This window comes from Legionella sp. km535, from assembly GCF_003990085.1.
Lineage (GTDB): Bacteria > Pseudomonadota > Gammaproteobacteria > Legionellales > Legionellaceae > Legionella > Legionella moravica.
Genome location: NZ_RZGU01000006.1, coordinates 28,386 through 50,181, shown reverse-complemented (window position 1 = coordinate 50,181; position 21,796 = coordinate 28,386). Strand labels below are relative to the sequence as shown.

Here is a 21,796-nt window from a genome sequence, read left to right as displayed (position 1 = left end):
CAATATGATTGACCAGAGCAGTTCATCAAAGAAGAATTAATTAGGATTTACAGTTGTTTGTACGTGCTCAAGAGTGTCTTTTAACGCATCTATTTTGCTTCCAGAATCTGTATTGGTTTTGAACATTGTAAAACGACCATTGTAAACAGACATTGCGGCAATAGCTAAAAGCCCCACGCCAGTAAGCGCGATTAACAGATTAACCAACACATCCTTATACTCACGATGAGTTTTCAACTCAGCGACGTTTGGATTATCATTCTTCAACAAATCTGTTGATTGCTGCTTAAATGCATCCAGATCAATTTCCTTCTTGACATACTGCGAGCACAATGATGAAATTTGATCATACAGTGCTCTACCTGCATCAGCGGCTTTGCGATAAGAAGCTTCTTTATCATTGTTTTCAGCTACATAATATTCATGTTTTGTATACAATTCCTCTACTTTATCACTTAAAAACATCATCTGAACAAAAACTTTCTGTAAATCACTAAATCTGGTTCTATCAAACTCTACGCGGTTGTTTTCATGTTGTGGCTGATCAGATAATTCATTAGCTTCTTCAACAGGAGCATATCGCACAACGAGAACATTTTGAGCAACAGGAACATCCTGAGCAACAGGAACATCCTGAGCAACAGGAACATCCTGAGCAACAGGAACATCCTGAGCAACAGGAACAACTGGCGCTGGAAATGCTAAAGTCTTTTCTCTTACCAAAGAGTTAATAGTCTCTTTCTGTCCTAATATAATGGTGTGATGTTGTACAGTTAAATTTTGTGGAAAATAAGGACTTTGAGTGCTTTTTTTCGCTTTATCAATTGATTTTAAAATCGCTTGTAATCGTTCATATGAATTACACGCCCTCAAGCTTAAAATCGTTTGCTCAAGTGCTCTATTAGCTTTATTAAAAGCGGCTGCTTCACGTTTATGATTTCTGGCCATTTTTTACACCTCAAAGTCAATGATCAAATAGTAGCCACATTGTACACCACTTTTCATAAAAAGAACAGACATTTTGTGAAAATTAAGTAAAAATTTTGGTCACTTTTGTAACAAGCAAGTCATAATGAGCTAAAATCAAGTGTTTGCATGTTTAAATATTAGTGAAAAACATCCGATTCAAGTTGATAAACTTAGGCTTTGGGCAAGGATACTCTGGATGAGCGTAATTATGTATTCCTACCTTTATCAACTAATCCGTTCTGAATAAACATAAAATCCGCGATCATCTGGGTCTATTAACCATTTTGCTATACCCCTATGTAATAAGGTTTGTCCCTGAATGATCCTCACTGTTTATTGGTCATGCTCGTTAAAACGTATATCCATACAACAAAATAAGCTTTCGTCAATTTATCAATATCATGCCACATGACTAAAAATTGAACTATACTAATAAAGGTATACGCGTTTGGGAGTTAAACATGGATAACTACACGCCTAAAAGCACCTCGATAATCAGACTCATTGCACTCTTATCGTTATTCATTGGTGCGTTGGTATTAGTAACACCGGCAAGAGCAGATTCAAGGGAATTAAATGCCCCCATTTCCAAAGTCATCCCTACTCAGGTTTCCTGGTATGTTTATTATGGGTATAGGCCTTACCGTTATTATTACCCCTATCGATATTATCACCCATATCGCTACTATTATCCCTATCGTTATTATCGACCCTACCGATACTATTACCGCTGGTAATAGATAACAGTACATTTGGATAATCAGTACATCATCAAAATACCGGAGCGTAATCACATTACATTCCGGTATTTTTAGCATCAGTAGACGCATACGACTGGTGATACATTTTAAATCAGGTAGTTTGGTTTCTTTCTTTATGATAAAATCAACCCTATTTTTCACAAAACTATATTCAGGCATGCAAAACGACTACAGCCAGTTTGAACAACGCAAACGAGATCATATTGAACTTGCCCTGATGCCTGCGAATCAAAGCAGTGAATTAAACCCATTCGATCAGTTTTCTTTAATTCATGAAGCACTGCCCGATATTAATTTTCAGGATATTTCCATTCAAAGCAAAAGATTTAATCAATTTGTGGAAAATCCTTTTTTTATCAGTTCCATGACAGCAGGTCATTCGAATGCCATAGACATCAACAGAAGACTCATTGAAGCCTGCACTGAATCGAAATGGGCAATGGGCGTAGGCTCGCAACGGAGAGAACTGACGGATAACCAGGCCGCTTTCGAGTGGAAACCGTTGCGTCGTGATTTTCCCAAGGCAACATTATTCAGCAACCTCGGAATTGCTCAAATAATCAATACGCCCCTATCATCGATTCAGCGATTAATTGACTCACTGCAGGCAGAAGCATTAATTATTCATTGCAATCCACTTCAGGAATCCATTCAACCCGAAGGAACGACTGAATTTAAAGGATGTTGGAAGGCTCTAACCGAATTAGTTAAAAGTCTGGAAGTCCCTGTAATCATTAAAGAAACTGGATGTGGCTTTTCCCAAAATACTCTTGCTCGCCTTAATGAAACCGGTGTCGCAGCTGTTGACGTCAGCGGAGTTGGCGGTACTCATTGGGGACGTATAGAAGGCCAGCGCGCGGATAAAAATTCAATTCGCCACAATACGGCAAATACCTTCAGGAACTGGGGCATCGATACACTGCAAAGTGTTAAAAATGCGATGCAAATAAATCCTCTTTTTGAAATCTGGGGTTCAGGAGGAGTGCGTCATGGTCTGGATGCAGCCAAGTTAATCGCACTCGGCGCAACATCTATCGGATTTGCCAAACCCATGTTAGAAGCAGCACTGAGCTCAACAGAGCACGTGCTTAACAAAATGGCTACAACAGAATATGAGTTAAAAACCGCCATGTTCTGTACAGGTAGTCAAATACTTAGCGATTTAAAGGAGAAAGTATGTCTTTAGTCTCCAATGCCAATGAATTATTTCGTGGATTCTCAAAACTGTCCAGACAAGATCGTTTTAACCGGTTGTTAGAATTGGGAGCTATGACTCTAGAGGACATCGCCTTTCTTCAGCAAGGCGGTATAAAAGACCTGAATCTCGCAGACAAATTGATTGAAAATGTAATCGGATATTTTCAACTACCCTTGGGCGTTGCTACAAATTTTAATATCAATGGCCGTGATTACGTAATCCCTTTAGCGGTTGAAGAAACATCGATTATTGCTGCTTTATCCAAATCAGCAAAATGGATTCGGCAACACGGTGAAATCAACACCAAAATACAGGGTGATTGTATAATTGGGCAAATTCAGTTAGCCAAAATACACGATCTTCAACGATTTTCCCGTATTTTTGAAGATAATCGCCTTAATCTTATAAAAAAAGCAAATGAAGATGTTGCTGCGAATATGGTAAAACGAGGTGGCGGAGTTATTGATTTACAATTACGCCATTTAAAAAGAGAAGATGGCCTGGATATGGCTGTTATTCATTTAACCATGAATAGTTGTGATGCCATGGGGGCAAACATCGTTAATCAGGTTTTAGAATACCTAAAGTCTCCCATAGAACAATTAACTGGTGAAGAAGTCACCATGTGCATTCTATCTAATTTAAATGACCAAAAATTAACGACTGCACAAGTAATCCTGCGTCATGTTGATCCTGTTTTAGGGCACAAACTGCAAGAGGCATCCCTTTTTGCGGAAATGGATCCCTATCGAGCAGCGACTCACAATAAAGGCGTAATGAATGGTATTGATCCGGTTTTAATTGCTACTGGTAATGATTGGCGAGCGGTCGAAGCAGGTATACACGCTTACGCAGCCCGCTCTGGACGATATCAAGCAATTACCAAATGGCGTTATCAGGATGATGTACTGACTGGTGAACTCACCGCTCCAATCATAGTAGGCACTGTCGGTGGGGTTACTTCCCTGCATCCAACAGCCAAAATGTGCCTGAGAATGATGGGTATTAGTTCTGCAAACCAACTGTCGCAGGTTATTGCAGCTGTAGGTCTTGTTCAGAACCTTGGTGCAATTAAAGCATTATGCACCGATGGCATCATTCAGGGCCATATGAAGTTACATATTGATAATCTGCTGCTGGTTGCTGGTGCCGAGGAAGATGAAATGCCCATACTCAAAGAGCGTTTACAGGAATGGCTGGATACTAACAAAAGAGTCAGCCTTAATAATGCACATGACCTGTTAGCAGCCATCAGACAGGCTCCTGTGGCTCTATGAAATGGCTCATTCCAGCTAAAACATTCTTACTAGGCGAGTACGTTGCAATAACAGGAGGTTCTGCAATCATACTCACCACTGCGCCCTGTTTTAAACTCTCATTAACGGAACGAGAAGAACAATCCTCCATTCATCCTGATTCACCAGCAGGAAAATGGTGGAGTAAAGCTCAATGCAAAGACACTTTCTTGAGGTGGCACGACCCTTATCAAGAGCGCGGCGGCCTTGGAGCCTCCAGTGCCCAGTTTCTTGGAAGTTATTGGGCTGCATGTCATGTGCATCAGAAAATACCTGATGAGCAATCTATGTTGGAAGCATATTATCAAAGCTCCTGGTCAGGTGAAGGATTAAGACCAAGTGGCTACGATGTAATAGCTCAAGCTCGAAAAGGATGTGTGTACATTAATAAGCTCAATAATACCGTGCAATCCTACCATTGGCCCTTTAAGGATCTTTCATTTCTGATCCTTCATACCGGAGTTAAACTTGCGACCCATCAACATCTCTTGCACACCGCCCTTCCAACTGAAATAAATGACATGTCCCGTGTGGTTGATGAAGCGAAACTGGCATTTGAACACCAGGATAGTGAACAATTAGTGAATGCTATAAATCAGTATCACCAAATTCTATCAAGTCTGAATTTGGTTGCCGAACACAGCATGAACATGATCAATGCCCTGAAAGCAAACTCTGAAATAATCGCAATAAAAGGTTGCGGGGCATTAGGCTCAGATACCCTGCTGATTCTAACCAAACGTCAGAATCTGCAAACCCTGAGAAAAAAAATGGAAGATGAAGGGTGGAAAATTGTCGCATCAGAAGAAGAGCTCACCAGTTAAACCATGAACAGCACCTCTTACAACATCTCTGTACCAAACTTTTATAAATAACATCTATAATAAAAGTATAGCGACAGTATGGGCAAAACATGGCTATATTTACTGTATTTTGTTATGGGACTGGTGAAAATCACCAGAAAACCAATAATATTATTTCCCAATTTTCCAAAGCCTGTGACCAGGAACATTCCATCCATGTAGATGGTCCGAGTTTATTAGGTACTGAAGTTAAGGCGAATGCCCTCAGAGCAGCAAAGCACATCATTAGCTGGTTAAATAGCCAACCAGATGATTCTAATACTATTAATCTGGCAGGATTTAGTCGCGGATCAGTAACCACAATTCATATTGCAAATATTTTAAAACGACAAGAAGAGGCATTGGCAGCAAGAGAGCAGCGTTTGCTACGGGCAGGAAAAGCTTTAAACAGTTCAGAGAAAAAACTATTAACCCAATTGCAAAACATTAATTTAAATCTGTTTCTCATGGATCCAGTAGCTGGACTAAGTGATAAAAGTGTAATGGATGGGCGTGTAGTCCCTGATAATGTCAAAAATTACGTTGCTGTATTGCAAATGGATGAAATGCGTCGCGATTTTAAACCCCAAGATTTAACCCGTATCATTATCCAATCCCCAAAAGTCACAAAAGTATCCATGTTGCCTATGTACGGTAATCATTCAGACACCACCAAAATTAAAAATGATCAAATGACCTCCGGCCCCCAAATTGCCTGGTATTCTATGCATCAATTTTTAACCCAACATGGAACTCGATTTAAAAACGACCAAATACCACAAATCGTTTACAATAATGATTATAAAAGTCCTGCTGATTTACCACAAAATCCAACTGCCAAGGAGTTACTCGAATTATTCAGTATGCATCATAAGGAACGCGATGCTTATCTGAAATCCGGGATGAAAACGAATCTAGCTGATGGCATACCAGCTCCCAGAGTACAAAGATCTTTAAATAACCACTTGGATTTTTATGTTAAAAATCCAGATTTTTTTATCAATCAATTAGAGCGCGAACTTTTTAAAATATCCTATCCTAAAACCTTTAATTATTTATTTGAACAAAATCAATTCGATATCCGCTTTCCTGAAGACAGTCATGTTACCCAGGAACAAGTTCAACATGAATTGAATTCCTTAAAACAGGGAAATCCTAAATTATTTGAGCGATTACAATCCCGAGGTGTAAAGGAAATTAATGGTATTATCACCGTTGGTTCTCCAGGAGGACTCTACCACTTGGAGCCCTGTGCTACCGTAGCTCAAATATTCCCGAATCTAATCACCAATGACTTGATACTTCAAAAAACGCCAGACAAATTAGCCCTCCTGGAAATGGATGTTTACCGCCTTATTTTTAAATATCAAAGAGAAAAATCGCTCTTGCAGTTCTCTAGTGTAAGGACAGAGAATGCACGCGCAGAAAATATTATCAAAGAAATTAATGTGTTAGTTAATAATAAGAGCCTATCAAATGATGAAAAATATCACAGCATATTGGATATAGCTGAGAACCATTACAAAGTGATGGAACAACAAGCAAGCACCTCAGAACTATCAGTCATGCTGAAAAAGTTATTAGACAATTACGGACGTCAATACAAAATCCAGGATCCCAGTGAAGTCAGGGCTCTGTTATCCAGTGTGCTCCATACAGCACTAAGCTTACTAAAAGAATTAATCAGTTTTGTAGGCAACCTGGGATATATTGGCGGTGGTGCATTGTTTGCTGTAGGTCATTCCATTCAGGAACTTGGCGGAAGAATCAATGAAATTCTAGGTCCCATTGGCTATAACCCACTAAAAGCTGTGATTTCTGCTACAGCCTATACAATGGAAGGAATAGGATTTGCAGTTAAAAACAGTTTGGGCTTAAAGCCTTTAACAGAGTTTATCACCTGCGGGTTAAATGGAATTAGAGACGCAATGAACAGAGCCATCCTAGATATTACAATTGAGAGGATACATTCAGCAAAAAACGACAGTCAAAATGGTCTTAATGGAACTTCAAGCGAAATAGAGAAATTAAGTAATAAGACCAAAGATGCACGACGAGCAATACAAGAACAAAGAGCTGCTTTTCATTGTAGTGATGATCAGGATGACAATACATTAAGTCATGAAGACAATAGCAACTTCCAAATATCTTAAGCTCTTATCATGTGGAGTATTTACAATTTTAAAATCATCTTGCATCAAATCAAACAGATGTTTTTGCTGCAGCGATGAAAAAAACGATGATGCAACATGTTGGTTTTTCGTTTAAATCTAAATCCATTCAATTTTAAATCATTTAAAGCATTTTACATGTAAAATTTTCATAAAGATTAAATTTAATTCAAAAAAAATTAATAAAACACTTGAAATTATTCGCTAATCCGGTATGATTTCAGCCTCTTTAGGGCCGTTAGCTCAGTTGGTAGAGCAGGAGGCTTTTAACCTCTGTGTCATAGGTTCAAATCCTATACGGCCCACCAGTTTTATAAACTGATACCAACAAAGTAGTTTAAATAAAGAATACCCTGTAGAGGGCCGTTAGCTCAGTTGGTAGAGCAGGAGGCTTTTAACCTCTGTGTCATAGGTTCGAATCCTATACGGCCCACCATTTTGGTCAACCCTCCTGATATAGACCAAAATAGCACAACGATTTATAAAAAATCACCCATTGCGCTCGTAGCTCAGCTGGATAGAGTACTTGGCTTCGAACCAAGGTGTCGGGGGTTCGAGTCCCTCCGAGCGCGCCATTTAAGTTATTTAATATCAATAGGTTACATTCATTGGGTGGTAAGTAAATCACTTGGTTTTATGCATCATTGTGGCCAAAACGTGCCCTACTCTTAACTTATCATTGATGAGAGTCAACCAGATTAAGGCCTTTGGACTCATAGAGCCCACATTCCGCACCTGAATTCTGAATTACGTCATTCCCGCCTATTCTGAGTCATAGACGAAGCCATTACTTGCAAGCGGGAATCTATAACCACACTTGAACGAAGCGGCTTTCTGCTTTTGTTTTTAATAAATAAGCTCTCCAGTAGCGTTCTCCAAGGCAATCAAGAATAATTTTGTGCCTGTCATTCAGATTTAAAATGACCTTTACATCGACGCCAGCAGTGAGTTCATGAACGCCAGTGAAACATGAAAAGATCCACTTGGCTGTTGGATTTTGTGTTGGTTTTTTCTTCATATCCGGAAAAAACAGAGCCTTTTCACGAAGCCTGGTTCTGATAAGATGCTCAAGGGCTGCATAAATCATTAATGAGCAGGTCATAACCACGAGTAATGCCTCGATACGCTCTGGTTTTTTCAAGAAAAGCGATGCTGTTAAAAAATCCGGGCTTTTCAAAAAGCGAAACCCACGCTCAACGACCTGTTGAGATTTATAGTGAGATAACAATTCATTCATGGTCAGTTTGTCACTGATGTCGTTCGCTGCAAGAATAAAACAGCCGGTTTCATCCTCTTTTGTTTCCTTTTTTTGAAGGCTGGTCGCAAGCTTCGCCGTTACCTGATATTGAATATCACCTATCGCATTGGCTCCGGGGCGGCCTCGACCCTGATAACTAATGTCTTTGATAATTTCAATATCGAATGCCAGCGTGTAGTCCTGCTGCTCCAACCACAGGTTCAAACAACAGCTGTTCCTGATTTTTTATCAGATTTTTTGCTTCAACCAGTTTTTGTGGAACACGGGTAATGAAAAGTTGCTTCTGTTCTTGAAGGGTCTGAAGGGTTTCTGCAACGTACAAGGCCGTCATCATTGATGTGTTCAGGCTTTATTCCAGTGCCCAAAAGACGTTCCACCGGTTTATCTGCAAAATAATCCGGGTACATGTGGAGAGTTCGACTTACAAAGCCCAGGCCATTTAATATCATCGCAACCAGTAGTTGCCCATAACTAATGTGGCGATGCTGTGATTTGTTGGGGAGTTGGTTATCAACAAACTCTGCAATTCCAAGCTCCTGACATAGAGCAGAAACCAGACCAAGGTGATCAACAGATTTGGATGTATAAGCTTGAAGAGTCACTTTTCTTTCACCAAAAGTGAGTAATAGATCAAAATCAAAGATCTGTGTCAAGTTTTTTAAAAAAACACGGCAGGCTGAAAATAAAAGAGAGGCAGCAGAGAATGACTCTCGTTCAAGTCTGGTTATAGATTCCCGCTTGCAAGTAATGGCTTCGTTGGTAACTCAGAATGGGCGGGAATGACGGATTCAAGATTTCCAGTTTCCAATTTGGAAATCGGAAACTCATATGCTATAATCCCATTAAAGTAGACTGGAGCTTTTCATGCTTAAAGGGCAAGACATAGCTATTCTCATTAAATTGCTTTTAAAAAATAACACTAAAGAAAAAATTGAATTTAAAAGCATCGCTCATGAGGTTTACATCAGCCAATCTGAAGTAACCAAAAGTATTAAAAGGCTAGAGATTACGAAGCTTTTAACGCGTTATTCGGATGATAGCATTGAACTCCATAAGCATGAGCTTATGGAGTTTTTTGTCCATAGTGTGAAGTATCATTTTCCAGCGGAAATTAATATAGCAACACGAGGCATGCCAGCAGCCTATAGCTCCCCTTATTTTAAAAATTTAATTTTGAGTGAGGAATCCTATGTATGGCCTTATATGAATGGAAATACAAAAGGACTGGCCCTAACTCCTATATATAAAACATTACCCAATGCTTTGGATAGAAACCCTGATGAAAATTTTTATGCCATTATTAGTGCACTTGATCTGATCCGATTAGGTGGGAAGCGAGAAAATAAAATTGCAAAAGAACTATTGGAACACTTTGTATGGAATCAATAAGAGTTAAACAAAATAATGAAGCACTATATAAGGCAGCGACTCTTTTAAAAGATCTGAACGAACACGTTGTTTATGTCGGTGGCAGAATCGTTGGGCTATTAATCACTGACTTGATAGAAGATGATGTACGACCAACCTATGATATTGATGTCGCTCTGGATTTAGGAAAAACTGATGTTGTTGCCCATTATTCTTTACAGAAAAAGCTGGAAAGCTTAGGTTTTAAGCCGGATGGGAATGTCAATTGCAGATATGTGTTAGATAATTTTATGATTGATGTCATGTACACTGATGGTGTTTTACAAGGAATCAATTCAAATTGGTATCAAGCAGGTTTTGACAATGCAATTGAGATTCAAATTAAAGACAAAAAAATCAAGATACTCAACGCCGTCTATTTCATTGCTACAAAGCTTGAAGCATTCACTGATAGAGCCTACAAGAATAATGATTATTGGGATTGTAAGGATTTAGAAGATATCATCAATGTTATTAATGGCAGGCCTGAATTATTAGTAGAAATAATGAATTCACCAAAAGATGTTGTCCAATTTATTTCAGGATACTTTAAAAAGCTCATTGAAGATCCTAAATGGTTAGAGGCGATAAAAGCAATCGCTCGGCTTGAACGCTCTAGAAATATTGTTTTGGGGGCAATCGAAAAAATTAGCACCTTGTAAATTGAATATTCAAAATCTACTATTGATTTTATTTAAAACAAAAAGGTTAATTTTATTCTGTGACCAAAAGTGTCTCAACTGTGGCGGCACTACGCTGTAATAGGCAGTTTTAGGCAGTTCCTGGTGAATTTGACGCTTCACAAGGCATTGATTTATAACGAATTTAAAACCAGAGTATCAGGCTTCGAACCAAGGTGTCGGGGGTTCGAGTCCCTCCGAGCGCGCCATTTAAATCGCTTTAAAATCAATAAGTTACACAACCATCCGCCACCTTAGAGAACTTGGTTATCTTAGTGCTTATTCCAGCGACAACATGCGGCTCTATTATTTGCAAAACTAAGGTGGCCAGATCTATCTCACCATTCCTGGGGTATCACCACGACAAGACAAATCGTGATGAATGACCTTATCAATTACTCACTATGGTGCATACGCATTTATTAAGAAGTAAATTATGAGCACAATTCACCAATCGAAAGCCAGGGTCTGTTAAAGTAAAACGAGGACAATTTGGATTTTGTACACGTTGGCCAGCAAGGTTCAATTTAACTGTCGCATTGGATCGATATATGCAGCGGGTATTGTTTGCATTATGAGAACTCACCGTATATCCACCAACTGAAGGACAACTCGTTGCAAATAAAGTTCCGCTGAATAAAAGCATCAGGGAACTTAATATTAACATTTTATTAATGATCATAAATTAAGTCTCCTTATTAGAATATGAATACTTCCATTGCAATTGCTATGTTCAGTATAGCAGACTAAAAAAAATGTGCTTCAGCACTATTGAAATATCTGGTACTCCAAATATCTCAACCCATTTGGATAACGAAATGAGTTGAGAAAATCATTGAACCTGCCTTGTTACACCTAACGAATTAATTCAATTAGCTACGCTTCTTAGAAGATCGCCTGACAAATGAGCATACCTCAAAACCATGTCAAAACTTGACCATCCACTTAATTGTTGCAACTCTTTTAAACTCGTTCCATTTTGAACATGCCAGCTAGCCCAAGTATGTCTTAAATCATGCTACCTAAAATTTTCAACGCATAGAGGCTTGCTACTGTTGGGATTGCGGTGATTTGATTACCTATACTGACACCAAAAACTTGCCCCACATTGGAAGCAGGATCAGTACTGACCAGAAATATACGCTTATTCGTTTCAGCAAGTTGAACTGCAGTGGCGCAAGCTATCGGTTTTTCCTACTCCACCTTTACCAGTAAAGAATAGGAAACCCGGGGGTGTTGTAGAAATTTCATCAGCTTGCCTCCCTGTTTCAATAACCACTGCTGGAGCAGCTACTGAATGATTTCAATATTAGATTAGAGCGCTTACTTATTAGTTGTTCTTAAAAACCAGCGCTTTCGTAACCAAAATGCAACATTCACCAGTAAAATAAGAACGGGCACTTCAACAAGTGGCCCAATGACCGTTGTAAAAGCAATGGCAGAATTAAGTCCAAAAGTGGCAATTGCAACAGCAATGGCCAATTCAAAATTATTACTGGCTGCGGTAAATGAAGCTGCCGTTGTCTTTTCATAACTGGCACCAATGAGCTTACCCATCGCAAAACTGACAAAAAACATCACCACAAAATATATGGCCAATGGAATGGCAATGCGTAGGACATCAAGTGGAAGTTGCAATACCATAGCGCCTTTCAAAGAAAACATCGCAAGAATCGTAAAAAGCAGAGCAATCAAGGTAATGGGAGAAATTTTGGGTAAAAAAATGGTTTCATACCAGGTTAACCCTTTTCTTTTAATCAATACAAAACGAGTCAGAAATCCTGCAAAAAAAGGAATGCCCAGATAAATAAAGACGCTTTGAGCAATCGTCATAAAATTGATGTGGACTATTTGCCCGTTCATGCCAACAATAGGTGGCAAAACAGTTAGAAAAAACCAGGCATAGACACTGAAGAACAGCAATTGAAAAATACTGTTAAATGCCACTAAAGCTGCAACGTACTGATTATCCCCTTCTGCCAACTGATTCCAGACAATCACCATAGCAATGCACCGTGCCAAACCAATAAGAATAAGCCCAGTCATGTATTCGGGATACCCATGTAGAAACAAAACGGCGAGACCAAACATGAGAAATGGTCCGATGAGCCAATTTTGAAGCAATGACAACAAGAGAATTCGCCAGTCTTTGAATATCAGTGGAAGTTCTTCATATTTTACCCGGGCTAATGGAGGATACATCATTAAAATCAGACCAATCGCAATAGGAATATTGGTGGAGCCAATTGACAGGGAGTTCAAACATTGCGATGCGCTGGTAAAGAGTGAGCCGATAACGACACCAGCAGCCATCGTCATGAAAATCCATAAGGTTAAATATCGATCTAAAAATGAAAGTCGACGAGTGCTACAAGTGGTCATGATAACAACTCCTGTTCTATTCGTAGCTTAAGTTGATTAAATACCGCCTCAAATGCTGCGTTGATTTCAATTTCGGATCCTTCTATTTTAGCAGGATCAGGGATACTCCAGTGGAGTTTCTTAGGTTGTCCTGGAAAAATGGGACAGCTCTCACTAGCTGCCTGGTCACAGACTGTAATAACTAAATCAATTGATTGTGATTCAAATTCATTCCATGATTTACTGTGTCCCGCGTTACATTGGATTCCATGGCGTGCAAGAGTTTCAATCGCTTTTGGATGCACGATACCAGTCGGAGCGCTACCTGCGCTAAAAGCCAGATAGCGCTCATTAGAATAATGGTTGGTTATCGCCTCCGCCATAATTGACCGACATGAGTTTCCGGTGCAAAGAAATAGTAACTTTATAGGCTTAGTATTCATTACCCACAACAGCCAGTTTTTTTGGGTTTGGTATCACAACAAGCAGTCGAGGTATTTTGACTGGGTATTGAGCAAGAACCCTCGGATATCTTGTCGCCAGAAAAAAACTGAGCGTCTTCCATAGTATGATAGGCTTCCCATGCAATTCCTGAAGGATCATTTACCCAAGATTTCTCCGATTTGGCATAACAACAAGTCGTCTCACCATCACTATGAGTTGAAATATTGGCTTGAGAAAACTGCTTTCTCAAGGCATCTAATTCAGTAGCATCATCTACTTGTATGCCTAAGTGTTCCACACCATGTTTGGCTGTGCGAGTTGAAATAGCAAAGTTAATACGAGGATCTTCCAGCATCCATTTGGCATAATCGGATTTTACTTTTACCGGTTCGGCTCCAAACAAGGCATTATAGAAACGAATGCTATCAGCAAGATTGTTAACACCAATGTGAATATGAAAACGTTTCATAATTTACTCCTTTTTAGAATTACAGCAATCAGTTAATTCAATAACCAGACAATCTCTTGCTCCTGATTGTTGAATTTGAACTTGTTGTTTACTGCAACAGTCTTGAACCATGAATGCGATAAAATCACGCATTAACTCAAAATTTGCAGAATAAAATACATAACGCCCTTGGCGATAGGACGTGACAATTCCGGCATTGGACAAATGGCTTAAGTGAAATGATAAGGTATTATGTAAAATACCTAACTCATCGCCGATTGCGCCTGCTGGTAATCCTTCCGGTCCCGCTTGAACAAGGAGTCGAAACACTCGTAAACGCGTTTCTTGAGAAAGGGTATCAAATATTTTTAGTGAATTTTTTATGTCCATAATTCCAGAATAGTAGAAGTATTTAAATTAGTCAAATGATGCTTCCAGCCAAATTGGAAAAATGCTGCAAGCACTACAAGTACTTGGGATTCAACTCAACCTGCCTCATTCTGAATTCGAAAATGAAAAATCATAAATTAAATGTCTATCTTAACCAAATACTAACAGGTCAATTAAGTATTGATGCACATGGTCGTTACTATATTAATGAGTATGTTGTAGGTACCACTTCTGGCTCAATTATCAGGCAAAGCCCTGTTCCGGTGTTACTGATAAAAAAAGAGCCTGATTTTGCTTACAATCAATATGAAAGAAAGCCGATCTCATTATAGTGCATTGGGTGTGCTGATTCATGAATCGGGCCTGAAAGATCAACCAACCATCTATCACCTGAAAGGTCGACCTGCAGAGCTTATTCCTTCATGCGTAAATGAGAATAAAATTGATATTTTAGTGATGGGGACTGTCGCACGAACAGGAATATCTGGCTTTTTTATTGGTAATACTGCCGAAAATATTCTACAAAAAATCAATTGTTCACTTTGGGCACTTAAACCACAGGGATTTATTTTTCCTGTAAAAGCCTATTAAAATCAAAAAAAATAGCAATCATCTTTTTCATAATTTGGGATAAGTTACTGATGATTTAGTCACATACAGGCTGGCGATAAAATTCCTGCCGTTCTCAGATTACTACATAGCCAAACTTGAAATTAAATGAAGCAAAACGAATATAGCTTTTTCAACTTCGAGGGACACAGATTCCCTGAATCATTGGCATACCATTGGGATAGGAGTTACAGGCATTCTTGGCTTCATTGTCCTGGAATTTGAGAAATGAATGACCTTGTGTACAATGAAACTCTTTCCAGGGTTCGAATTGTCAAAGCACGCCAATTTTTAAATTCCCCTGGCTTGAACTTAAATGGCTCTTCCCCATTAGCTGGCCTACTAATAACTGGATGGACCTGAGAATTTTTATTATGATTATAAATGAACTAAAAACACGCCTTAAGCTTTTTTCTATTCAGCCCTATCTCTATTTTGCCTTAAGCGGCATTTCAGCAACTTTAGGAAATGGATTGATTTATATCACAGTTTCCTGGCTTGCTTATGAAAAAATGCAATCAATTAGCGGGATAGCTTTAATGATGTTTTGTATTTGGTTGCCCACTATATTATTGGGTCCTTTTTTTGGTGTATGCGCTGATAAATACAACCGTAAAAATTTAATGATAATGTCCAACACGATACGTGGACTGCTTGTTATTGGTTTTGTAGTAGGCTACTACCTGAATCTACCAACCAATGTATTTATCCTGGCCACATTTCTCGGTATTTTTGTGTCCTTTTATATGCCGGCAGCCGTGCCTATGATCAGCAGTATTGTTCCTGAACATGACTTGATGAATGCCAATGCCACTGTCGATATGCTCTATGAACTGGGAACTATAATTGGCATGGGGATGAGTGGCTTTTTAGTTTTATATTTAGGTCTGATGAACACTCTTGCTCTTGGTGGATTATTGTTTTTATTGGCTGGGGTATTCAATTGGCGCATGAAATGTAAACCAGAACACTGCTATGGCACACCAGATAAAGAAAAAAGTAGTTTTATAGAGGACTTTGTAAGCTCCATCTACTACCTAAAAGACAATCAGCGTCTTCTTGGAATTTACTCAATCCAAACCTGCATCATGATCTTGTTAATGACTATTCCCATCCTTTTGCTTCCCTACACAAAAGAAGTGCTTAAGGTTGGTGCCGATATGTTTGCAATTTTAGAAGCTCTTTTCTCTATGGGAATTTTTATTGGTTGTCTGATTTCGCCCATATTATGCAGATTAATCAAAATAAAACGAACCTTAGTGCTGCTCATGACGGGCATGGCAATAGGTCTGCATGTATTCTCAATTAATGAGAATATAATAATCAGCTATGTATTCTATTTCATTATTGGTTTTGGTTTATCAAGCTGGGCCTTGTCTCTCACTCAAGCCCAACTTCTTGCCGATAAGGCATTTCAAGGGCGTCTGCAATCGACTTTTAATAGCATTTCAGGACTAGGAGTTCTGGCAATATACTTGCTCATTACATTCCGTACTGATCTGTTTGATATCCAAAAAATGTATCACTTCCAGACATTCATAGCTCTATGCGCGATTGTGATTATTTTAATGGTAAAGGAACGGGTTATCGAACCACAAAAAACAAATGAAAAAAGCTATATGGCATCTTAATCGAGCTATACTCACTCATTCATTAGTCGTTATATTTTAATAATCAGGTTGAAGTATGTTAATTATTTTTGGCGGGCTTCCTGGAACTGGGAAAACAACACTAGCAAAACTGATTGCGAAACAATTAAAAGCGGTATATCTGCGTGTTGATACCGTAGAGCAAGCTCTGAAAAAATGCTCTAACCCAGACCATGTCACAGGACCAGAGGGTTATATGGTCTGTTATGCTATTGCGCTAGATAATCTAAAGTTAGGACTTTCTGTTGTTGCTGATTCAGTTAATTCCATTGCAATTACCCGCAATGACTGGCAAAAAGTAGCGAAAGATGCACACCACCCTGTTATCGAAATTGAACTGGTTTGTTCTGATCCCCAAGAGCATCAGCACCGAATTGAAAGCAGAGAAGCCGATATACCAGGGCACAAATTACCTCAATGGATTGATGTACTACATCGAGATTATGAGCCATGGCAATCCAAATCTATGACATTAGACACATCTGAATATTCTGTCCATGAATCAGTGACGATAATAATGGATTTCATTAATCAGAACCATTAAAGGCATTGCGCCCAATACCCCCTAAATTGGTAAATGAATAACGCAAGGCTAGTGCCACTTTTGCAATTATAATATAGTGCATCCAGAACATTTGCTGGATTTGTCATTTTTTTCTTTCATGCTATTTGATTTATCAACCGGTTCCATAGCTTTGATAAAATAATCATCATGAGAAAGATTTTGATATGCCAGGAACTGAACATCTCTTGTTAATTCAGCAAGTTTATTATCAAGCGTAACTTTTGCTGACTCCAAATCATCGATATGCTCATCATATAAGCTCATAAACTCCAGTTTTAAGCGCTCATTTTTGACATTAATTGAATTTGGGGAATTATCCAGTAGATATTCTTGTACTAAGTGATTCATCCTTTTGGAGTAATGATGCTCATCCTTAAGTTCGATTACTTTATAAGCATCCGATATAAAATGATACAACTCCACAACAAAATATCGCTCAAAAACCTGCTTTAACTTTTGTTCGTGATCTTGCTTAATAGCGATTTCCAGATTGCCGCATCTGCAGCTGGAATTTTTAATACACATGATAAAAACCTGCTTCAAAAATTGGATTTAATATAGTGAAAAAATCTATCAAATGCAAATTTTTATAACAATATTGTCAAATATTATCGAAAAATAGAAAGAATAACCCACAAAAAATTTTAGATGTCTGCCTTGAATTTTGTTCAAAAGCCATTATTTAAATATCCAACCAAAAACATATTCTAAGGAGACAGCATGAACACATTAAGAAGAACTATGCCCATGTACCGTGATATGGGCCATTTACTTGATGATTTTTTTAACCTGCAAAAGCAGGATGACTCATCTTACATTGAAACAAGCACTTGGTCACCTTTGGTGGATATTACAGAAGAAAAGGACTGCTTTTTAGTCATCGCAGACGTTCCTGGAGTAAAAAAAGAGGACATCAGTATTTCTTTAGAGCAACATGTTCTCACTATAAAAGGTGAGCGACTGTTTGAAAAAACAGAACAACACCAAATTTATACCCGAAGAGAGCGGGCTCAAGGGCAATTTTATCGTCGCTTTAGCCTCCCCCAAACTGCGGATGATGCTAAAATCACAGCACGTTATACTCATGGGGTTCTTGAAATAAAAATTCCTAAAAAAGAAGCCGCAACTGAGAAAAAAATTGAAATACTCGTCGAAGAATAGTCAACCAAGGCCTCATTTTGAGGCCTTTTATTCAGATTAAAAGTTCCCCTCTCATCATCGCGACTTCATGCATTTTAAGGGTTACAATAATCACAGTACGCAGGATCGGCCTTCAACAACCCATCTTTTCGCATTTTAAACTCTTGATGATCACAAGCAATACACCCCCAAACCTCTTCTTCATAAAATGAGGTTGAAGATCCACAAAAAAAGCAAGGTAGTTTGCCACGGGTTGATTTGAATCCAAACCCTGGACAGGTACATCGAGCACAGACATTAGCAATTCTTAATGCTAATTTCTCAGCTAGTTCAGCAATCACTCCCATTCGGGTTGGATTCATCATGGCACGCATATCGGTTGCTAAACGAAGGTCCTTCTCATTTTTAAAACCCATAGTTAAATGATGGTTCAAGGTATTAAAATTGGTAATCCCTTTAGCAAGAACACGGTTATCAGAACTGGCTTGCACAATCAGTGCATGAGATGGAAACTGAACTTGACTGAGAAAGGCATCAACAGGTGTATTCTGGTTAATCGTAATCATCGCAAAATTTGTTTTTGAACTCACCAGCTGCTCCGCAATCACCCAATCGTGTTCTCTATCTACAAAAACCATCAACTCATGCGCACTTGGCACAAAGGGAAATGCAGGATGAGGCCCAAAACTTCCCTCAGAAGCCACAGCAAGAGCATAATCATAGTGCTCTGCTGCTGTTTTGGCTTTTAAAAGACAAGTCTCATAAGGCCCCTGAGTGCGGGCAATCTCTCCGGTAAACATGCCAAACTGATCCGTGTCAAAATCGTGCACCCTCAGAGTGCACGATAATCTTGCCTTAAAAGGTGGAGCAATTGCCCGTTCCTTTTCATGCTTGGATGCTAATAAAACATCTTGATTTTTATAATACATAATTAAGTATTCATAATGTGAAAGTAATCAAGTCGTGCCACTGAAACATCAGAAACAAACATAACTCCCGACTCGTTCTGAAACAAAGTTTTCATCCCCAAGGCAAGGGAAACGATTACCTCCTCAGGAGCAACAGCGATAAACAGAACTAATGACGATTTGTCATTAAACATCATTTTTCCCTCATGAAAACCATGATGCCCTTTTCCTGAAACATTTCTGATGAGGGTAAATCCCGTAACGGAAGCTTCTTCCATCATAGAATTGATAAAATGCTCATGTTCTCCAGCAACAATAATCTCGATTTTTTTCATGGGATGCAAATTAATGCCAATATCTTTTCTTTCTTGAACTTTAATCACACTCATTTTACTCTCCAGACTGTTTTACTAAAATCCACTGACCCAATTGATTTAATTGATAAACACCTTGCTTGCTCGGTTCGATAACGAGCAAACGCACCCATTGGTTAAAAAATAAGGTTTTTAAGATGGAGTGCTTTTCAATCACTTGAGAAACCAACTCTTTAGGCGCATAAACGACTGTCAATAAACGTTGAGGCTCGTGATAGGCTTCGTTATCAGAACTCATGACTGATTGCAGAGGAAGCCCATTCATCAAATCACTTCCATTTCCTTGCATGACCCCTATGGTTCCAACCACATTGTGCGTAATCTTGCTTCCGCTTCCAAAGGCAACATTATCCAGGGTAGAAAACAAATACTGGGTATTGATCCACTCAGCTACTACCATAGGGGCGGTCAAAATCGTCTCGAGCAATGCCCCTTCCCTATCTTGTTCAAAACGATAGGAATGTAAAAAACAGCGGCCATCAAGAGAGATATTTTTGGTAAGTTGACGAGGCGCTACAATAAACGCAGCATTTCGTGCTAATCCCCATTCAGGACGAGTTTCAGACCAGTCCAAACTTCTTCGTGTAATGTCTCCAGGAGCAGTGCCGCCATGCATTTTCAATCCTCGTTCTTGATTGGTTATGCACTTGGCTTCGTTTAAATCCTTTTGTAATTGACTAAGGAGTTCAGGATAGATGGGTTTAGCGACGTCATCTGTATACAGCTCAACCAAGTCAGTGGTTGTGTTATGCAATGCACCGTAAAATTGAGTATCTAACGGGATGTGCATGCCGCAATCTTCCAAACCACGTCGAACCTCAGGTTTATTCAAAATGGATGCCAATAATCGAGCATTAATACCACCATGATTCCCACCGCAAGCACCACAATCAAGAGCAGAAGCGTAGGGATTATTTTCCGTAGCACTACCATGACCACAAAGAACGATCAGTTTGGCAAAACCAGAAGTCAATCCCATGAGACGTAATACCGTTTCAGCATAACTAATCTGCTCTGGCAACGACAAACCCTGCTCCGCATCGGTTTCACTTAATTCATAAACCACTTTTGTTGGCACAGGAGGCTTCAACCAACGATTAATTGCTGATAATGACGAGTTACTCAATTCTGGAGATAAGGATTTAAGAGTCATATTCAAACCGCACCAAAGACCTAACGATTCGACCAGGGCAAAAGGAGTGGAAATGTTTTGTTTAAGCTGCGTATAGAGATTCTTACATCGGTTTATGAACACCTTTCCTCGCTGATACCGATCAAAGTCATCTTTATTGGCAGCAGCTGCCATTTCCTTAATCGAATATTTCGGCTTTAACAAGACAGGACAACATTCTTTATTTCTATTGGTATCAAATTCATTAATGCGCACAGGAAGACCAAAAAAACCTGCAAAACCCAATGTTTCATAGTGCCCCAGGGACTCAATGGCACGACGAAAAGGCTCAGAGCGAACATCAATACAAAAAACCAACTGAGCCTTTTTGCGCCCCCCTTGAGCCTCTTCTTTATTTAACTCGGGTAAAAGCAGACCTAATAACTTTTGCTGGTACTCTTCCTCATTGTTTTTTATTTGGCCCAATATTTTTTTAACCAAAGAGCCATCTTCGACGCTTTTTTTTTCCCTGGCTGCATCAGGCCAAAGGATGCAAGTCAGTACTAAACGCACGGCCAGAAAATCAGTTAGGGTAACCTGTTTTTCTATTGGTTTTTTGGTGTTCTGCCAATCAGTCTTCCATTTCACAAAACCTGCCCAACCAGGTAAATAACGAAGTGTTTGTGAAAGAAAGGCTTCTTCTTGACCCAGAGGGACTTCAAGTCGTGAAAGACAGATTTTGATTGCCTCTTCCGGGGACGCGGGTAAGTGCCGCATAAAGTCTTTAGCGTCTCTTTTATTATGGTGCAGTTGCTTGTCAAAATAAGCTAATTTTAAAAAGCCATAATAAAACCCCTTTTCACGATAAGGCATGTCAATGCTGCCCTGACCTGCATCAAAAAAGCCACCGCACCATTTAATCATCTGAAGATTAACATCTTCTAATTGCAGGTTACGCTCGCCTCTTTGACGCCTGAACCCACCTTGAGCAAGCGCCTCCTCAAAAGATTGCGCTTCAAGCCCTTGCAAGGGATTACACGCAATAAAGGTTTCAAGAGGCCAAACAGGAGCGATGCTCTTTGCGGCATTGTGCACCAGGGCATGTATTTCGATATCGTTACTTTTTGTCTGATGACAGGTCATACCAACACTTTTAATCTCAGTTCTTGAAATGTCGTGTTTCGTTAACTTTTTTGCACTGGTCATAAATACTCCT

Annotated in this window: 21 protein-coding genes, 3 tRNA genes and 4 pseudogenes; 15 read left to right on the top strand and 13 right to left on the bottom strand. The window is 39.2% G+C overall.

Features of this window, described 5'->3' with window-relative positions:
- Nucleotides 1-36: 36 nt before the first annotated feature.
- Nucleotides 37-948 (bottom strand): hypothetical protein, encoded by a 912-nt coding sequence (locus ELY21_RS04990; protein ID WP_127107438.1) that lies wholly within the window; start codon nucleotides 946-948, stop codon nucleotides 37-39.
- A gap of 482 nt (nucleotides 949-1,430) precedes the next feature.
- On the opposite strand from ELY21_RS04990, the gene ELY21_RS04985 reads away from it, so the two are divergent.
- From ELY21_RS04985 to ELY21_RS04950, 8 genes are all read left to right on the top strand, one after another.
- Nucleotides 1,431-1,706, top strand: coding sequence for a hypothetical protein (locus ELY21_RS04985; protein ID WP_127107436.1), 276 nt, complete (start codon nucleotides 1,431-1,433; stop codon nucleotides 1,704-1,706).
- 181 nt (nucleotides 1,707-1,887) lie between these two features.
- On the top strand, nucleotides 1,888-2,916 hold the full coding sequence (gene fni / locus ELY21_RS04980) for a type 2 isopentenyl-diphosphate Delta-isomerase (protein WP_127107618.1): 1,029 nt from the start codon (nucleotides 1,888-1,890) through the stop codon (nucleotides 2,914-2,916).
- Nucleotides 2,907-4,205 (top strand): hydroxymethylglutaryl-CoA reductase, degradative, encoded by a 1,299-nt coding sequence (locus ELY21_RS04975; protein ID WP_127107434.1) that lies wholly within the window; start codon nucleotides 2,907-2,909, stop codon nucleotides 4,203-4,205. Before fni ends, ELY21_RS04975 begins: the two co-directional genes overlap by 10 nt.
- Nucleotides 4,202-5,047, top strand: a complete 846-nt coding sequence (locus tag ELY21_RS04970) for a mevalonate kinase (RefSeq protein ID WP_127107432.1) — start codon at nucleotides 4,202-4,204, stop codon at nucleotides 5,045-5,047. The genes ELY21_RS04975 and ELY21_RS04970 overlap by 4 nt, the downstream gene beginning before the upstream one ends.
- An 89-nt stretch (nucleotides 5,048-5,136) precedes the next feature.
- The gene (locus ELY21_RS04965) at nucleotides 5,137-7,218 is read left to right on the top strand and encodes a DUF5621 domain-containing protein (protein WP_127107430.1); all 2,082 of its coding nucleotides are present in this window, start codon (nucleotides 5,137-5,139) and stop codon (nucleotides 7,216-7,218) included.
- 250 nt (nucleotides 7,219-7,468) lie between these two features.
- Nucleotides 7,469-7,544: transfer RNA gene (locus ELY21_RS04960), tRNA-Lys, on the top strand.
- A 52-nt stretch (nucleotides 7,545-7,596) separates the two neighbouring features.
- Nucleotides 7,597-7,672 (top strand) — tRNA-Lys (locus ELY21_RS04955).
- 62 nt (nucleotides 7,673-7,734) lie between these two features.
- Nucleotides 7,735-7,811: transfer RNA gene (locus ELY21_RS04950), tRNA-Arg, on the top strand.
- Between the two features lie 230 nt (nucleotides 7,812-8,041).
- On the opposite strand, the pseudogene ELY21_RS15995 reads toward ELY21_RS04950, so the two are convergent.
- A pseudogene (locus ELY21_RS15995) lies at nucleotides 8,042-9,096 on the bottom strand (IS1634 family transposase).
- Nucleotides 9,097-9,358: 262 nt separating this feature from the next.
- Between ELY21_RS15995 and ELY21_RS04940 the strand changes: the two are divergent.
- Both ELY21_RS04940 and ELY21_RS04935 read left to right on the top strand, forming a co-directional pair.
- Nucleotides 9,359-9,883, top strand: coding sequence for a LysR family transcriptional regulator (locus ELY21_RS04940; RefSeq protein ID WP_127107428.1), 525 nt, complete (start codon nucleotides 9,359-9,361; stop codon nucleotides 9,881-9,883).
- Nucleotides 9,871-10,563, top strand: coding sequence for a hypothetical protein (locus ELY21_RS04935; protein ID WP_127107426.1), 693 nt, complete (start codon nucleotides 9,871-9,873; stop codon nucleotides 10,561-10,563). The genes ELY21_RS04940 and ELY21_RS04935 overlap by 13 nt, the downstream gene beginning before the upstream one ends.
- Before the next feature lie 409 nt (nucleotides 10,564-10,972).
- Here the strand turns inward: ELY21_RS04935 and ELY21_RS04930 are convergent, their stop codons facing one another.
- The 7 genes and pseudogenes from ELY21_RS04930 to ELY21_RS04900 form a co-directional block, all read right to left on the bottom strand.
- The gene (locus ELY21_RS04930; protein ID WP_127107424.1) at nucleotides 10,973-11,263 is read right to left on the bottom strand and encodes a hypothetical protein; all 291 of its coding nucleotides are present in this window, start codon (nucleotides 11,261-11,263) and stop codon (nucleotides 10,973-10,975) included.
- Between the two features lie 186 nt (nucleotides 11,264-11,449).
- Nucleotides 11,450-11,599: pseudogene (locus tag ELY21_RS15915) on the bottom strand (tyrosine-type recombinase/integrase); the annotation flags it as partial.
- Nucleotides 11,590-11,715, bottom strand: coding sequence for a hypothetical protein (locus tag ELY21_RS15965; RefSeq protein WP_305036014.1), 126 nt, complete (start codon nucleotides 11,713-11,715; stop codon nucleotides 11,590-11,592). The gene ELY21_RS15965 and the pseudogene ELY21_RS15915, both read right to left, overlap by 10 nt.
- A gap of 189 nt (nucleotides 11,716-11,904) precedes the next feature.
- On the bottom strand, nucleotides 11,905-12,963 hold the full coding sequence (gene arsB, locus ELY21_RS04915) for an ACR3 family arsenite efflux transporter (RefSeq protein ID WP_127107422.1): 1,059 nt from the start codon (nucleotides 12,961-12,963) through the stop codon (nucleotides 11,905-11,907).
- Nucleotides 12,960-13,385: an arsenate reductase ArsC gene (locus ELY21_RS04910; protein ID WP_127107420.1), complete on the bottom strand. Its 426-nt coding sequence runs from the start codon at nucleotides 13,383-13,385 to the stop codon at nucleotides 12,960-12,962. The genes arsB and ELY21_RS04910 overlap by 4 nt, the downstream gene beginning before the upstream one ends.
- A complete protein-coding gene (locus ELY21_RS04905) occupies nucleotides 13,385-13,855 on the bottom strand; it encodes an ArsI/CadI family heavy metal resistance metalloenzyme (protein WP_127107418.1) in 471 nt (156 codons plus the stop codon). Before ELY21_RS04905 ends, ELY21_RS04910 begins: the two co-directional genes overlap by 1 nt.
- A 3-nt stretch (nucleotides 13,856-13,858) precedes the next feature.
- Nucleotides 13,859-14,224, bottom strand: a complete 366-nt coding sequence (locus tag ELY21_RS04900; RefSeq protein ID WP_127107416.1) for a helix-turn-helix transcriptional regulator — start codon at nucleotides 14,222-14,224, stop codon at nucleotides 13,859-13,861.
- A gap of 182 nt (nucleotides 14,225-14,406) precedes the next feature.
- Between ELY21_RS04900 and ELY21_RS15805 the strand changes: the two are divergent.
- The 4 genes and pseudogenes from ELY21_RS15805 to ELY21_RS04875 all read left to right on the top strand — a co-directional run.
- Nucleotides 14,407-14,529: pseudogene (locus tag ELY21_RS15805) on the top strand (universal stress protein); the annotation flags it as partial.
- Between the two features lies 1 nt (nucleotide 14,530).
- Nucleotides 14,531-14,815 (top strand): annotated as a pseudogene (locus tag ELY21_RS04885) (universal stress protein); the annotation flags it as partial.
- 392 nt (nucleotides 14,816-15,207) lie between these two features.
- The gene (locus tag ELY21_RS04880) at nucleotides 15,208-16,464 is read left to right on the top strand and encodes an MFS transporter (RefSeq protein WP_158618514.1); all 1,257 of its coding nucleotides are present in this window, start codon (nucleotides 15,208-15,210) and stop codon (nucleotides 16,462-16,464) included.
- Nucleotides 16,465-16,519: 55 nt separating this feature from the next.
- Nucleotides 16,520-17,026: an AAA family ATPase gene (locus ELY21_RS04875; protein ID WP_127107412.1), complete on the top strand. Its 507-nt coding sequence runs from the start codon at nucleotides 16,520-16,522 to the stop codon at nucleotides 17,024-17,026.
- 66 nt (nucleotides 17,027-17,092) lie between these two features.
- Here ELY21_RS04875 and ELY21_RS04870 read toward each other — a convergent pair whose 3' ends face one another.
- On the bottom strand, nucleotides 17,093-17,572 hold the full coding sequence (locus tag ELY21_RS04870; RefSeq protein ID WP_127107410.1) for a hypothetical protein: 480 nt from the start codon (nucleotides 17,570-17,572) through the stop codon (nucleotides 17,093-17,095).
- Nucleotides 17,573-17,767: 195 nt separating this feature from the next.
- Here ELY21_RS04870 and ELY21_RS04865 point away from each other — a divergent pair, with 195 nt between their 5' ends.
- A complete protein-coding gene (locus ELY21_RS04865; RefSeq protein ID WP_127107408.1) occupies nucleotides 17,768-18,208 on the top strand; it encodes an Hsp20/alpha crystallin family protein in 441 nt (146 codons plus the stop codon).
- A 74-nt stretch (nucleotides 18,209-18,282) separates the two neighbouring features.
- On the opposite strand, the gene ELY21_RS04860 is transcribed toward ELY21_RS04865, so the two are convergent.
- From ELY21_RS04860 to ELY21_RS04850, 3 genes are read right to left on the bottom strand one after another with little or no spacing between them, the layout of a single operon-like run.
- A complete protein-coding gene (locus tag ELY21_RS04860) occupies nucleotides 18,283-19,116 on the bottom strand; it encodes a DUF6671 family protein (RefSeq protein WP_127107406.1) in 834 nt (277 codons plus the stop codon).
- Nucleotides 19,117-19,118: 2 nt separating this feature from the next.
- On the bottom strand, nucleotides 19,119-19,484 hold the full coding sequence (locus tag ELY21_RS04855; protein WP_028383526.1) for a P-II family nitrogen regulator: 366 nt from the start codon (nucleotides 19,482-19,484) through the stop codon (nucleotides 19,119-19,121).
- Between the two features lies 1 nt (nucleotide 19,485).
- The gene (locus ELY21_RS04850) at nucleotides 19,486-21,786 is read right to left on the bottom strand and encodes a DUF2309 domain-containing protein (protein ID WP_127107404.1); all 2,301 of its coding nucleotides are present in this window, start codon (nucleotides 21,784-21,786) and stop codon (nucleotides 19,486-19,488) included.
- Between the last annotated feature and the right edge of the window lie 10 nt (nucleotides 21,787-21,796).